This window comes from Carnobacterium sp., assembly GCF_032094055.1.
In the GTDB taxonomy this organism is placed as follows: domain Bacteria; phylum Bacillota; class Bacilli; order Lactobacillales; family Carnobacteriaceae; genus Carnobacterium_A.
Genome location: NZ_DAMDAK010000074.1, coordinates 8,432 through 8,731, shown reverse-complemented (window position 1 = coordinate 8,731; position 300 = coordinate 8,432). Strand labels below are relative to the sequence as shown.

Below are 300 nucleotides of genomic sequence, written 5' to 3'. Positions count from 1 at the left end.
TTTTTAGGCTTAACGATACCAGAAGAATATGGTGGTGCCGGATTTGATGTTATTGCCAGTTCTCAAACGGTCTATGATTTTGCTGTTCGAAATGCCAGCATGGCCTTTACTTTAGAAGGCCATTATAAGTCAGTTGATCAAGTATTAAAATATGGAACAACTGAATTAAAAGAAAAATATTTGCCTCAAGCAAATCATCGGATTTTTGGATTTTCCTCAACAGAGCCTCAAGGCGGATCTAATGTGATGGGTCATACAGCAAAGGCAGTTAAGGAAGGTGATAAGTGGGTTTTAAATGGC

General features: G+C 38.3%; 1 protein-coding gene. It reads left to right on the top strand.

Features of this window, described 5'->3' with window-relative positions; genetic code table 11:
- Window positions 1–300, top strand: a 300-nt coding sequence (locus RT405_RS10555; RefSeq protein WP_313469579.1) for an acyl-CoA dehydrogenase family protein, incomplete at both ends; no start/stop codon positions are given.